At 64.3% G+C, this 13,630-nt stretch carries 13 protein-coding genes; 6 read left to right on the top strand and 7 right to left on the bottom strand.

The features are described from left to right. Positions 1-15: 15 nt before the first annotated feature. Complete coding sequence (gene queA / locus QCE73_RS02115) at positions 16-1,062, bottom strand: tRNA preQ1(34) S-adenosylmethionine ribosyltransferase-isomerase QueA (protein WP_309879587.1); 1,047 nt, start codon at positions 1,060-1,062, stop codon at positions 16-18. A gap of 3 nt (positions 1,063-1,065) precedes the next feature. Here queA and recG point away from each other — a divergent pair, with 3 nt between their 5' ends. From recG to ubiA, 5 genes are all read left to right on the top strand, one after another. Further along, positions 1,066-3,324, top strand: coding sequence for an ATP-dependent DNA helicase RecG (gene recG, locus QCE73_RS02120; RefSeq protein WP_187607517.1), 2,259 nt, complete (start codon positions 1,066-1,068; stop codon positions 3,322-3,324). Between the two features lie 130 nt (positions 3,325-3,454). Then, entirely contained in the window at positions 3,455-4,414 is a 960-nt protein-coding gene (locus tag QCE73_RS02125; protein ID WP_035497718.1) for a hydrogen peroxide-inducible genes activator, read from the top strand. Positions 4,415-4,640: 226 nt separating this feature from the next. After that, complete coding sequence (locus tag QCE73_RS02130) at positions 4,641-4,793, top strand: hypothetical protein (protein WP_309879588.1); 153 nt, start codon at positions 4,641-4,643, stop codon at positions 4,791-4,793. 144 nt (positions 4,794-4,937) lie between these two features. Beyond that, positions 4,938-5,426: a Dps family protein gene (locus QCE73_RS02135; protein ID WP_035497719.1), complete on the top strand. Its 489-nt coding sequence runs from the start codon at positions 4,938-4,940 to the stop codon at positions 5,424-5,426. 117 nt (positions 5,427-5,543) lie between these two features. Next, a complete protein-coding gene (ubiA, locus tag QCE73_RS02140) occupies positions 5,544-6,404 on the top strand; it encodes a 4-hydroxybenzoate octaprenyltransferase (protein ID WP_309879589.1) in 861 nt (286 codons plus the stop codon). A gap of 359 nt (positions 6,405-6,763) precedes the next feature. On the opposite strand, the gene QCE73_RS02145 is transcribed toward ubiA, so the two are convergent. Next, a complete protein-coding gene (locus QCE73_RS02145; protein ID WP_309879591.1) occupies positions 6,764-7,006 on the bottom strand; it encodes a hypothetical protein in 243 nt (80 codons plus the stop codon). Positions 7,007-7,039: 33 nt separating this feature from the next. Here QCE73_RS02145 and QCE73_RS02150 point away from each other — a divergent pair, with 33 nt between their 5' ends. Continuing rightward, on the top strand, positions 7,040-7,969 hold the full coding sequence (locus QCE73_RS02150; RefSeq protein WP_309879592.1) for a class I SAM-dependent methyltransferase: 930 nt from the start codon (positions 7,040-7,042) through the stop codon (positions 7,967-7,969). Positions 7,970-8,020: 51 nt separating this feature from the next. On the opposite strand, the gene proC is transcribed toward QCE73_RS02150, so the two are convergent. The 5 genes from proC to QCE73_RS02175 all read right to left on the bottom strand — a co-directional run bounded on the left by proC (position 8,021) and on the right by QCE73_RS02175 (position 13,566). Next, positions 8,021-8,833: a pyrroline-5-carboxylate reductase gene (proC, locus tag QCE73_RS02155; RefSeq protein WP_309879593.1), complete on the bottom strand. Its 813-nt coding sequence runs from the start codon at positions 8,831-8,833 to the stop codon at positions 8,021-8,023. Positions 8,834-8,846: 13 nt separating this feature from the next. Next, the gene (locus tag QCE73_RS02160) at positions 8,847-9,542 is read right to left on the bottom strand and encodes a YggS family pyridoxal phosphate-dependent enzyme (protein WP_309879594.1); all 696 of its coding nucleotides are present in this window, start codon (positions 9,540-9,542) and stop codon (positions 8,847-8,849) included. Positions 9,543-9,586: 44 nt separating this feature from the next. Further along, positions 9,587-10,813 (bottom strand): glycolate oxidase subunit GlcF, encoded by a 1,227-nt coding sequence (gene glcF / locus QCE73_RS02165; RefSeq protein ID WP_309879595.1) that lies wholly within the window; start codon positions 10,811-10,813, stop codon positions 9,587-9,589. Between the two features lie 8 nt (positions 10,814-10,821). Further along, a complete protein-coding gene (gene glcE, locus QCE73_RS02170; RefSeq protein ID WP_035497728.1) occupies positions 10,822-11,910 on the bottom strand; it encodes a glycolate oxidase subunit GlcE in 1,089 nt (362 codons plus the stop codon). 144 nt (positions 11,911-12,054) lie between these two features. Next, positions 12,055-13,566, bottom strand: a complete 1,512-nt coding sequence (locus tag QCE73_RS02175) for an FAD-linked oxidase C-terminal domain-containing protein (protein WP_404989758.1) — start codon at positions 13,564-13,566, stop codon at positions 12,055-12,057. Positions 13,567-13,630 lie beyond the last annotated feature (64 nt).

Consider the following 13,630-nt stretch of genomic DNA (forward strand, 5'->3'; position numbering starts at 1 on the left):
GCATTGGTTAAAAAACTAGTCGCGGCGCGTCAGCAGCATGGCGTCGCCGTAACTGAAGAAACGGTACTTCTCTTCGATCGCGTGCCTGTACGCATCGCGGATCGTCTCCATGCCGGCGAACGCGGACACGAGCATCAGCAGCGTCGACTTCGGCAGATGGAAGTTCGTCACCAGCCGGTCGACGACGCGAAATCCGTAGCCCGGCGTGATGAAGATATCGGTTTCGGCCTGCGTCGCGGCGAGCGGCCGGCCGGCGTTTGCCGCATCGCGCGCGGCGGCTTCGAGTGCGCGCATCGACGTCGTGCCGACCGCGATGACGCTATTGCCGCGCGCCTTCACCGCCGCGATGCGATCGACGAGCGATTGCGGCAGGTCGTACCACTCGCTGTGCATCTTGTGCTCTGCGATGTTCTCCACGCGCACCGGCTGGAACGTGCCCGCGCCGACGTGCAGCGTCAGCGTCGCGCGCTCGACGCCGCGTGCATCGAGCTCAGCGAACAGCGTGTCGTCGAAATGCAGGCCGGCGGTCGGTGCGGCCACCGCGCCCGGATTCGCCGCATACACCGTCTGGTAGCGCGTTTCGTCGTAGGCATCGGCGTCGTGCTCGATATACGGCGGCAGCGGCAAGCGCCCGTATTGCTCGATGAGCGTCAGGCATTCGGCCGGAAAGTGCAGCGTGTAGAACGGCTCGACGCGTTCGCCGACGGTCACATCGAATGCATCGGCGAGGCGGATCGTGGTGCCTTCACCCGGGCTCTTGCTCGCGCGAATCTGCGCGAGCGCCGTGGTCGCGCCGGTCAGACGCTCGACCAGCACCTCGACGCGCCCGCCGCTGGCCTTCTGGCCGAAGAAGCGCGCCTTCAGGACTTTGGTATCGTTGAACACCAAAAGATCGCCCGGCGCGATCAGATCGGGCAGTTCGGAGAAACGCCGGTCGATCAGCGTAGCGGGCGTGGCGCGGTTGTCCACCTCGAGCAGTCGGCTCGCGCTGCGCTCGGCGAGCGCGCTCTGCGCGATCAGCTCGGGCGGCAGATTAAAATCGAAATCGGAAAGCGTGAACATGGCGTGAACGAAGCGCGAACGACACGAGAAACGCGCCGAACAAACCTCATATTGTACTTGCGAAGAGAGTCAATGCCCTTGTCCGACCGCCGCCTGGCTTCCCCGACCGATGCGCTCCCGACTGCGGACGAAGCCGAAGCGCCTGTCGCGCGCAAGCGGGCAAAGACGGCCGAAAGCGCCGAGAAGAAGCCGAAACCCGTCGTCAGGACGGCGGACAAGCTCGCGAAGCTCGGCCTGAAATCCGACATCGATCTCGTGCTGCATCTGCCGATGCGCTATGAGGACGAGACCTCGCTCACGCCCATCGGCGAACTGATTCCGGGTGATATCGCGCAGACCGAAGGCGTCGTGTTCGACAACGAGATCGCGTATCGGCCGCGTCGCCAGTTGCTCGTGAAGATCAACGACGACGCCGGCGACGAACTCACGCTGCGCTTCCTCAACTTCTACGGCTCGCAGGTCAAGCAAATGGCCATCGGCGTGCGCCTGCGCGTGCGCGGCGACGTGCGCGGCGGCTTTTTCGGCATGGAGATGGTGCATCCGGCGGTGCGTCCCGTCGATGACGGCGCGCCGCTGCCGCAAGCGCTCACGCCGGTTTATCCGTCCACGGCGGGCATCTCGCAGGCGTACTTGCGCAAGGCGATCGATTCCGCCATCTCGCGCGTGTCGCTGCCGGAACTCTTGCCCGAGCCGATCGCGCGCGCGCATCTCGCGCCGCTGAACGTGCCCGGACTGCTGGATGCCGTGAAGACGCTGCATCATCCGCGCGCGGATTCGGATGAAACCGCGCTGATCGACGGCACGCATCCGGCGTGGACGCGCATCAAGTTCGAGGAATTGCTCGCGCAGCAACTGTCGCTCAAGCGCGCGCACGAGGAACGGCGCACGCGCGCCGCGCCCGCGATGCCGCGCCGCCTGCCGGACGATGACGCTTCGCTCGTCGTGAAGCTGTTGCGCGCCTTGCCGTTCGCATTGACCGGGGCGCAGCAGCGCGTGGTCGCGGAAATTGCGGGTGAATTGACGCTCGCGCATCCGATGCAGCGTCTGCTTCAGGGCGATGTCGGCAGCGGCAAGACGATCGTCGCGGCGCTGGCCGCGGCGCAGGCCATCGATGCGGGCTATCAGGCCGCGCTCATGGCGCCGACCGAAATCCTCGCGGAGCAGCACGCGCGCAAGCTGCGCGGCTGGCTGGAGCCGCTCGGCGTCACGGTCGCGTGGCTCGCGGGCAGCCTGAAGGCAAAGGAAAAGCGCGCAGCCACGGAGGCGGCGGCGCTCGGCACGGCGCAACTCGTCATCGGCACGCACGCGATCATTCAGGATGCGGTGGAGTTCGCGCGCCTCGGGCTCGTGATCGTCGACGAGCAGCATCGCTTCGGCGTCGCGCAGCGGCTTGCCTTGCGCGCGAAGGCGCTCAACGCGGCGGATGGCGCACGCGATTTCCAGCCGCATCAACTGATGATGTCCGCGACGCCGATTCCCCGCACGCTCGCCATGACCTACTACGCCGATCTCGACGTCTCGACCATCGACGAACTGCCGCCCGGCCGCACGCCGATTCTCACCAAAGTGGTATCGGACGGCAGGCGCGACGAGATCATCGGCCGGGTGCGCGAAGCGGCGCTGACCGGACGCCAGGTGTACTGGGTCTGTCCGCTGATCGAGGAGAGCGAGACGCTGCAGTTGCAGACGGCTGTCGAGACCTACGAGACGCTGGTCGCCGCACTGCCCGAACTGCGCGTCGGGCTGGTTCATGGACGGCTCGCGCCCGCCGAAAAGGCCGGCGTGATGGACGCGTTCTCGCGCAACGAAGTGCAATTGCTCGTCGCGACGACGGTGATCGAAGTCGGCGTGGACGTGCCGAACGCGTCGCTGATGGTGATCGAACATGCGGAGCGTTTCGGCCTCGCGCAGTTGCATCAGTTGCGCGGGCGCGTGGGGCGGGGCAGCGCCGCGTCCGTGTGCGTGCTGATGTATGCGAATCCGCTATCGCAGACCGCGCGCGCGCGCCTGAAAACCATGCGCGAGACGACCGATGGCTTCGAGATCGCCCGTCGTGATCTCGAGATTCGCGGACCCGGCGAGTTTCTCGGCGCGCGGCAATCGGGCGAAGCGATGCTGCGTTTCGCGAGTCTCGAAAACGATGGCTGGCTGATCGAGCCGGCGCGCGCCGCCGCCGATCAGATGCTCGCGCAATTCCCCGACGCGGTCACGCGGCACCTCGCCCGCTGGCTCGGCGCGAGGGAGCACTATTTGAAGGCCTGACTGAACTCGCGCGGACCATGTCGGTCCCTATTTAACCGACGCGGACCGGCGAATCGGCAGAAGTTGTCGAACGACGGTTGGCAGGTGTATAACTCAAACCTATTGAATCAACGTATTTCATTGGCCGCCAATGACCCTCACTGAACTGAAGTACATCGTCGCGGTCGCGCGCGAGCGGCATTTTGGTCGCGCGGCCGAGGCGTGCTTCGTCAGCCAGCCGACGTTGTCGGTGGCAATCAAGAAGCTCGAAGACGAACTCAATGTGCAGATCTTCGAGCGCGGCACGAGCGAAGTCAGCGTGACGCCGATCGGCGAGCAGATCGTGACGCAGGCGCAGCGCGTGCTCGAACAGACGCTCGCCATCAAGGAAATCGCCAAGCAGGGAAAAGATCCGCTCGTCGGACCGCTGCGCCTCGGCGTGATCTACACCATCGGACCGTATCTGCTGCCCACGCTCGTCAAGCAGATGATCAAGTCGGTCCCGCAGATGCCGCTCATGCTCCAGGAGAATTACACGCTCAAGCTGATCGAGCTCCTGAAGCAGGGCGAAATCGATGTCGCGATCATGGCGCTGCCGTTCCCCGAAACCGGCTTGATGGTGCGCGCGCTCTACGACGAGCCGTTCGTCGTCGCGATGCCTTCCGGACACGCGTGGGAGAACCGCGCGAAGATCGATCCGGACGATCTCAAGCAGGAAACCATGTTGCTGCTCGGCAGCGGTCATTGCTTCCGCGATCACGTGCTCGGCGTGTGCCCCGAACTGATGCGCTTCTCGCAGAACGCGGACGGCATCCAGAAGACGTTCGAAGGCTCCTCGCTGGAGACGATCCGTCATATGGTCGCGAGCGGCGTCGGTATCACGGTGCTGCCGCGCATGTCGGTGAGCGAGGTGAGGCCGCACGCGGGAGGCATCGATTCCGGCCTGCTCAGCTACGTGCCGTTCGATGAGCCGGTGCCGGACCGGCGTGTCGTGCTCGCGTGGCGCAAGAGCTTCACGCGCATGCCGGCCATCGACGCGATCTCCGAAGCGATCGCCAATTGCGATTTGCCGGGCGTCAAGAAGCTGGATATGCCGGTGGCGGTGAACTGACGCTGTTCGCGCGATTGGATGCGCTGTGGTTCTGACGAAACGCAGCGCTTCTGACTTTCGTCCTTCTTTGCCGATTGCTTAGGTTGTCTAAGCAGTTCACTCGGTCCGACTTTAGAATTCCGCCGCGAATGACTATCGAATAAATAAAATTAATTAAATTATAAATTTCGATAGTTTTGTGTAAGCTCCCTCTATCGGTCCCAAGACCACAACGGGGGAAACCATCATGTCGCAAGCGTTGAATCACATCGCACAGGCGGTCGAGCATATCGAAGCATCCAGCCTTCACGCGTCGCGCACGGTGCGCGTCGCGCTTGCATTCGGCATCGTTGCGGCTGGCTATGGACTCGTCGTCGCGAGCGGGGTAGTCGGTGCGTGAGGGTCGGCAAGACGCTCGAAAGTCTTGTCGCGATAAGGCGTTCCCCGTTTCTCTAAGATAAACTGTCGAGCGCTCGAAGCGCCGCGCGACAAGGCGATGCAAGCGGCGCTCGCACCGTTCGAATCACTCTCTCACGGAGTCATCATGGCGAAGAAAGGCACTGCACCTGCCGTCAATATCGGCATCAGCGACAAAGACCGCAAGAAGATCGCCGACGGGCTGTCCCGGCTTTTGGCCGACACATACACGCTCTATCTGAAGACCCATAACTTCCACTGGAACGTCACGGGTCCGATGTTCAACACGCTGCATCTGATGTTCGAGACGCAATACACCGAACTCGCGCTCGCCGTCGATTCGATCGCGGAACGCATTCGCGCGCTGGGCGTGCATGCGCCGGGCAGCTACAAGGAGTTCGCGAAGTTGTCGTCGATTCCGGAAGCGGACGGCGTGCCGGCTGCCGAAGAGATGATCCGCCAGTTGGTAGAAGGCCAGGAAGCGGTGGTGCGCACGGCGCGCGAGATCTTCCCGGCGACCGAAGCCGCCAACGACGAGCCGACCGCCGATCTGCTCACGCAACGCATGCAGACGCACGAGAAGACCGCGTGGATGCTGCGCGCGATGCTGGCCTGATCCTTCTTCGGTTGCGAAGCGACGAACCCCGCTCTCATGCGGGGTTTTTGCTTTCGGGGTGTTCCGGCACGCTGATCTAAAATAGCCGGACCGCGTTTCTCTGCATCGACCTCCGCCATGCTCGCCCGTCTTCCGCTGTACATGCGCCTCGTGCGCCTCGACAAGCCCATCGGCAGCCTGTTGCTGCTATGGCCGACGCTCAACGCACTGTGGATCGCATCCGATGGCCGTCCGTCGCCGATGCTGCTCGTCATCTTCACGATCGGCACGATCCTGATGCGTTCGGCGGGCTGCGCGATCAACGACTACGCCGACCGCGACTTCGACCGCCACGTGAAGCGCACCGCCGGGCGGCCGATCACGTCGGGCAAGATCAAGGCATGGGAAGCGGTGGCGCTCGCGACGGCGCTCGCGCTCGTCGCGTTCCTGCTGATCCTGCCGCTCAACACGCTGACCAAGGAGTTGTCGGTGTTCGCGCTGTTCGTCGCGGGCACGTATCCGTTCACCAAGCGCTTCTTCGCGATTCCGCAGGCGTATCTCGGCATCGCCTTCGGCTTCGGCATCCCGATGGCCTTCGCCGCCGTGCAAAACCATGTGCCGATGCTCGCGTGGATCATGCTCGCGGCGAACGTGTTCTGGTCGGTCGCCTACGACACCGAATATGCAATGGTCGATCGCGACGACGACATCAAGATCGGCATCCGCACGTCCGCGCTCACGTTCGGCCGATACGACGTGCTGGCCGTCATGCTGTGCTACGCGGTGACGCTCGCGATCTACGTGGGCATCGGCATCGCGCTGGGCTATGGCTGGCTGTACTGGCTCGGCTGGCTCGCGGCAGCGGGTTGCGCGGTTTATCACTACGGACTGATCCGCAATCGCGAGCGGATGGCGTGCTTTGCCGCGTTCAAGCACAACAACTGGCTCGGGGGCATGCTGTTCGCGGGGATCGCGCTGCATTACGCGTTCGCGAACTGATTGTTTTTGCGTGGATCGAATGTCGCAACGTGCGCAAGGCGCGTTGCTCAAAGCGGCAACTCGCCGCTTTATGCCAGTCCGCGAAACAGCCTGAGAACGACAAAATTGTTCACATCGCGGCTTCGCGGGCTTATGTTTTGATAAGGTCGTAAGTTAGGCAAACGATTAATTCCTGGGAACGCTGAAAGAGACGCGTCTCACGGCGCCCGGTGATTCATATCGAAAGCACCGTCCTTTCCTTCGACAAGCCGATCACGCCGCAGGTTTTTTTCCTCGCGCGGCGGCGATCGTTCGCTTGGTTCATTCTCGGTACTTCAATTATGGGTTTTCTTGCCCGCTTCGACCTGGCTGCACTCGTTTCAAAAAATCAGATTACACATCTCATCGAAACCGGTTATGGAAAAGGTGGCTCCTGCCGAGCCGCTCTGTCCGCCGGTTTCACGAAAGCGCTGTCGTGCGAAATCTTCGAGCCGCTTTTCGCTGAGGTGGAACAGAGCGAACGTCTCTATGTAGCGAATGCCGACAGTCTCGCTTTCTTGCGGTCGGCGCCCGTGAAAGACGCGCTGACCGAGCAACGCTGCCTCGTTTTTCTGGACGCGCATTATCCCGGCGCGGACTACGGCGGCAAGAGCCACATGAGCCAGGAACATAGCGCGACCGAGCGCCTGCCGCTGCTCGCCGAGCTCGAACTCCTGCACGGCCGAACGGATAACGCGCTCATCGTGCTGGACGATGTGCGCATTTACCGGCGCGACTTCCGGACGAGCGGAGGGACGCTTCCGGATTGGGCCGAGAACGGCTTCGATCAGGAAGCGGCGTTTCTCAGCTTGCTTGAGTCCTTCGACGCCACGCATACAGTCCACTGGCATGAAGAGGAAACCGGCTACGCGGTTTTATGGCCGCGGGCGTGGGGTGAATACGCACTGAAGAAATGGGTGCTGCCCGGCGACCAGACACAGCCGTTTGCTTTCAGGTTGGGCGTTCCGGGGACGACATGCATATCGATCAATCGCCGTCTGCTCGACGCTCGCTTCGGCAATCGCTGGCTCGTGGGCAAGGGGCTCGATATCGGCGGCGGCAACGACAGCATTGCGCTGTATCGCGCGCTGTTTCCGCGCATCGAGAGCGTGACGGTCTATGAGTGGGCGCAGGGGGACGCGCAGTACCTCGAAAACGTTCAGGACGACAGCTTCGACTTCGTCTATTCGGGGCACTGCCTTGAACATGTGGTCGATCCGCGCGTCGCGCTGCGACACTGGTTGCGCGTGCTCAAGCCGGGCGGCCATCTCGTCATCACCGTGCCGGACGAGGACTTGTACGAGCAGGGGGTATGGCCATCGACATTCAACGACGACCACAAGCACACGTTCACCCTCTTCAAGCGTGAGAGCTGGTCGCCCGTTTCAATCAACGTGCTCGATTTGCTGCGCGATTTCGAGCGCGAAGTCAGCGTGAAGAAGGCCGAGCTTCTGGATCACAGCTTTCTGCCCAGCATGGAGCGCTTCGACCAGACGCGCACCGCATTCGCGGAATCCGGCATTGAGTTTGTCGTGCAGAAGCTTTGATGGAGCGCGGCGCGCGTGCCTGCGCGCGCCGCTCGTTCGGCGCACCGCCGCTCAAGCCCCGCCCAACTCATCCCCCATCTCTTTCGCCCGCGCTTGCGCCGCCAGCGCGCCGCGCACGATCGCATCCTTCACGCCCTGCGCATCGAACGATGCGAGCGCCGCCGCCGTCGTGCCGCCCTTCGATGTCACGCGCTCGCGCAGTACGCTCGCCGGCTCGCCCGATTGCGCCGCCAGTTGCGCCGCGCCCGTGAACGTGGCGACCGCGAGCGCGCGGCCTTGCGCCTCGTCCATGCCGAGTTGACGCGCCGCTTCCTGCATCGCTTCGATGAAATAGAACACGTAGGCCGGGCCGCTGCCGGAGATCGCGGTGACGGCATCCAGCTTCGCTTCGTCGTCGAACCAGACGGCCGTGCCGACCGCTTCCAGCACCTCGCTGCTGAGCGCCTTCGCCGCATCGCTCACGCCGGGCAGCGCGGCGAGACCCGTCACGCCCATGCCGATCAGCGCGGGCGTGTTCGGCATCGTGCGCACGATTTGCGTGTAGCCGTTCAGCCAGCGCGAGAGATCCGTCGCGCGAATGCCCGCCGCGATGCTGATGATCGTCTGCTTCGACAGATGCGGCGCCAGCGCTTCGGCCACGCTCTTGAGCACTTGCGGCTTCACGGCGAGCACGATCGCGTCGTAACCGGCGAGCTTCGCATCGACGGCCGCGCCCGTGGCAATGCCGAATTGCTTCGCGGTGCGCGCACGCGCTTCGTCGTTGATGTCGATGGCGTAGATGTCGGACGGCGCGACGCCGCGCTTGACGAGACCGCCGATGAGCGCCGCGGCCATGTTGCCGCCGCCGATGAATGCAATTTTCATGGTTGAGGTGAGGTCAGGTGGTGTAAGTGCGCGCGCCGAAAATCGCGGTGCCGATGCGCACCATCGTCGCGCCTTCGAGCACGGCGGCTTCGAGATCGGCGGACATGCCCATCGAGAGCGTGTCGAGATCGAGGCCACCGGCGCGCAGCGTGTTCATCAGATCGCGCAGGCGGGCGTGCGGCACGCGTTGCGCGTCGAGGGTATCGGCGGGCTCGGGTATCGCCATCAGGCCGCGCAGACGGAGACCTGGCAGGGCGGCGACCGCATGTGCGAGCGCGGCGGCTTCCTCCGGCTCGACGCCGCTCTTCGACGCCTCGCCGCTCACGTTCACCTGAATGCAGACGTTGAGCGCGGGCGTGCCGTCGGGACGTTGCGCGGAAAGCCGCTCCGCGATCTTCAGCCGGTCGATGGAATGCACCCAGTCGAACTGCTCGGCGACGAGCTTCGTCTTGTTTGATTGCAGCGGCCCGATGAAATGCCATTCGATATCGCCGCGCAGATCGGCCAGCTTCGCGATCTTCGCGATGCCTTCCTGCACGTAGTTCTCGCCGAACGCGCGCTGGCCGGCGTCGAAGGCGGCGCGCACGTCGTCGGCGGGAAAGGTCTTGGACACGGCGAGCAGCGTGACGGAAGCCGCATCGCGCGATGCGCTTTGCGCGGCCTTCGCGATGCGTTGACGGACTTCTTCGAGGTGTTGAGCGATGGACATACCTGAGCCAGCCTAGAGAACCATCCGGCCATTATACGAATCGCTCAACCGTACAGCAGATGCTCCAGCAGTTGAATCCAGTGCGTGACCGGCGTCGACGTGCCGCTTTGCAGATGCGCGATGCAGCCGACGTTCGCCGACACGATCAATTGCGGCTCCAGCTTCTCCAGCCGATCGAGCTTCTGATTGCGCAGCGTGTACGAGAGCTTCGGCTGCAGGACCGAATACGTTCCCGCCGATCCGCAGCACAGATGGCTATCTGCGGGCAGGCGCACTTCGAGCCCGAGCGCGGTCAGCAGATGCTCGACGTGTCCGCGAATCTGCTGTCCATGCTGCAACGTGCACGGCGGATGGAACGCCACGGTATGCACGCCGCGCCGGCGCGAAAGCGCGACGAGTTCCTCTTCGTACATCGGCAGGATTTCGGCGAGATCGCGCGTCAGATCGACGATCTTCTGCGCCTTCTCCGCATACGCGGGATCGTTGCGCAGCAGATGCGCGTACTCCTTCACCGTCGCGCCGCAGCCCGACGCGTTCATCACGATCGCCTCGACGCCGCTTTCCACATACGGCCACCATGCGTCGATGTTGTTGCGCACATCGTCGAGCGCGTCTTCGTTGTAGCCGAGATGCAGGCGAATCGCGCCGCAACAGCCCGCCGACGGCGCCGTGACGATCTCGATGCCGAGCGCATCGAAGACGCGTGCGGTCGCCGTGTTGACGTTCGGCATCATCGCCGGCTGCACGCAGCCCGCGAGCATCAGCATCTTGCGTTCGTGCTTGTTCGTGGGCGGCGCGAGCGGCCGCTCGGGCACGGGAATCTTCGCGCGCAACTTGCGAGGAAGGATGCCGCGGAACTGCTGGCCGAGCTTCATCGCGGGCGTGAAGAGCGTGCTGTTCGGCAGGAAGCTCGCGAGCAGGCGCCGTTGCAGGCGATGACGCATCGGCCGCTCGACTTTCTCTTCGACGATCTTGCGCCCGATCTCGACGAGCCGACCGTACTGCACGCCCGATGGGCACGTGCTCTCGCAATTGCGGCACGTGAGACAGCGATCCAGATGCAGTTGCGTGCTGCGCGAGACCGGCGCGCCTTCGAGCATCTGCTTCATCAGATAGATGCGCCCGCGCGGCCCGTCGAGTTCGTCGCCGAGTATCTGGTACGTCGGGCAGGTCGCCGTGCAGAAGCCGCAGTGCACGCACTTGCGCAGGATGGCGTCGGCTTCGTCGCCATCGGCCGTGCCGCGGATGAAATCGGCGAGATTGGTTTGCATCGAGGCGCCTAGAAGTCGGGATACAAACGCGCGCGGTTGAAGATGCGCGCCGGATCGAATGCGGCTTTCAATCCACGATGAATCTTCATCAGCGGCGCGGGCAGCGGCGTGAACACGCCTGCATTGCGATCGTAGGCGGAACCCGCGCGGAAAATCGTCGCGTGTCCGCCCGCCTGCTTCGCGCTGATGCGCACGGTCTGCGGATCGGTATCGGTGATCCACCAGCGCTGCGCGCCGCCCCATTCCATCAGTTGCGCGCCCGGCAGATGCAGCGGCTCCGCGATCGACGGCAACGCGAGCCGCCACAGCGCCGAGCGCGGTTCGATCACCGCGAAGAACGGGTCTGTCTGTTCGCGCATGCCGATCCAGAAACGGTCGGCTTCGACCGCATCGACGACCTCGCCGCCGAGCGTATTGCGCGCCGTCTTCACGGCCGCTTCCGCGCCCGCGAGACGCAGCGCGAGCGTGCCGTCGCGCCACGCGCTGCCGCAGATCGGCAACGGATGGCCGCCCCATTCGTTGAGCTTGCGCACGCCGTCGGTCGCGTGCATGTCGAATTTCAGCGTGGCTTCGGCGACGGGGCGCGGCAACACCTTGATCGACAGTTCGAGGATCAGCCCGAGTGTGCCGAGCGATCCCGCGAGCAGGCGCGACACGTCATAGCCGGCGACGTTCTTCACCACCTGACCGCCGAAATGCAGCACTTGCCCGTGCCCGTTCATGACGACCGCGCCGAGCACGAAATCGCGCGGCGCGCCGGTCCAGGCGCGCCGCGGACCCGCGAGCCCCGCGGCGATGCAGCCGCCCAGTGTCGCGTTGCGCCCGAAGTGCGGCGGCTCGAACGGCAGCATCTGGTTGTGCGCTCGCAGCGCCGCTTCGATTTCGGCCAGCGGCGTGCCGCTGCGCGCGGTGATGACGAGTTCCGCCGGATCGTATTCGATGATCCCGCGATACGCCCGCGTGTCGAGGATTTCTCCCTGGAGCGTCTGGCCGTACCAGTCCTTCGTCCCGCCGCCGCGGATGCGCAGCAGCGTGCCGGATTCCGTGGCCCGGGCGATTCTCTCCGACCAGCCGGCGACGATGTCGTCCTGTTCCATGGGTGTTCCGCTAGTTCGTCGATTTCGGGCTTCGACTTCTGTGTCAGCTTTCTGACGGCTGTCCGGTCGATTGTACCGGCCGCTTAACGCCGCCGCACTCGGAGAAACATGGATAGCGGAACGCGCGCCGCGCTTCGTGAGAAATCAGAAACGCGGCAATTCGGGATGCGGCAACAGCCCGCCGCGCACATGCATCTTGCCGTACTCGGCGCAGCGCGCGCGCGTCGGGATGCCCTTGTCGGGGTTGAGCAGACCCGGCGGATCGAACGCGCGTTTGACCGCGAAGAACGCGTCTCGCTCTTCCGGCGAGAACTGCACGCACATCGAATTGATCTTCTCGATGCCCACGCCATGCTCGCCCGTCACCGTGCCGCCGAGTTCGACGCAACACTCCAAGATGGCGCAGCCGAACGCCTCGGCGCGATGCCATTCGTCGAGATCGTTGCCGTTGAAGAGAATCAGCGGATGCATGTTGCCGTCGCCGGCGTGGAACACGTTGATGCAGCGCAGCGCGTACTTCTTCTCCATCTCTTCGATACGTGCGAGCAGCGGCCCGATCGCCCGGCGCGGCACGGTGCCGTCCATGCAGTAATAGTCCGGCGAGATGCGGCCCGCCGCCGGAAACGCGTTCTTGCGGCCGGACCAGAACTTGAGGCGCTCGGCTTCGGAACGCGAAATCTGGATGCGCGATGCGCCGTGCTCACGCAGGACAGCCGTCATGCGGACGATTTCCTCGGCGACTTCATCGTGCGTGCCGTCGGATTCGCATAGCAGGATCGCGGCGGCGTCGAGGTCGTAGCCCGCGTTGACGAACTCTTCGACGGCGCGCGTCGCGGGCTTGTCCATCATTTCGAGGCCGGCCGGGATGATGCCCGCGGCGATGATCGCGGCGACGGCGTTGCCGCCTTTCACGACGTCGTCGAAGCTCGCCATGATGACCTGCGCCGTTTGCGGCTTCGGGATCAGCTTGACGGTGATCTCGGTGACGATCGCGAACATGCCTTCGCTGCCGATGAGCACCGCGAGCAGATCGAGACCCGGCGCATCGGGGCCGAGCGAGCCGAACTCGACGACATCGCCGTCCATCGTCACCGCGCGCACGCGCAGGACGTTGTGCACCGTGAGGCCGTATTTCAGGCAGTGCACGCCGCCGGAGTTCTCGGAGACATTTCCGCCGATCGTGCACGCGATCTGCGATGACGGATCGGGCGCGTAATACAGGCCGTAGGGCGCGGCCGCCTCCGAAATCGCGAGATTGCGCACGCCCGGTTGCACGGTGGCGGTGCGCGCATAGGGATCGACTTCGACGATCTTGCGAAAGCGCGCAAGCGACAGCACGATGCCGTGGCGGATCGGCATTGCGCCGCCGGAGAGTCCGGTGCCCGCGCCGCGCGGGACGATCGGAATGGAAAGACGCGCGCAGATCTGCACGACGCGCTGCACCTGCGCTTCGGTTTCCGGCAGCGCCACCGCGAGCGGCAGCCGCCGATACGCGGCGAGGCCATCGCATTCATACGCGGCGGTGTCTTCGTCGCGAAAGAGCAGACAGTGCGTGGGCAGCACGGCCATCAGCGCCTGCACGACCTCGCGTTGACGCGCGGCGAGCTGATCTTCGGTCAGCGCGGGCGCGTCCTCGTAGGGCAGATTGGGCGGCATCTGCTCGGCTTTGAGCTCGTCGGGTGCGTTCATGTCTCCTCCTTTTGATGCCTGCGCAGACAGT

The sequence above is a fragment of the Caballeronia sp. LZ029 genome (assembly GCF_031451275.1).
Lineage (GTDB): Bacteria > Pseudomonadota > Gammaproteobacteria > Burkholderiales > Burkholderiaceae > Caballeronia > Caballeronia jiangsuensis.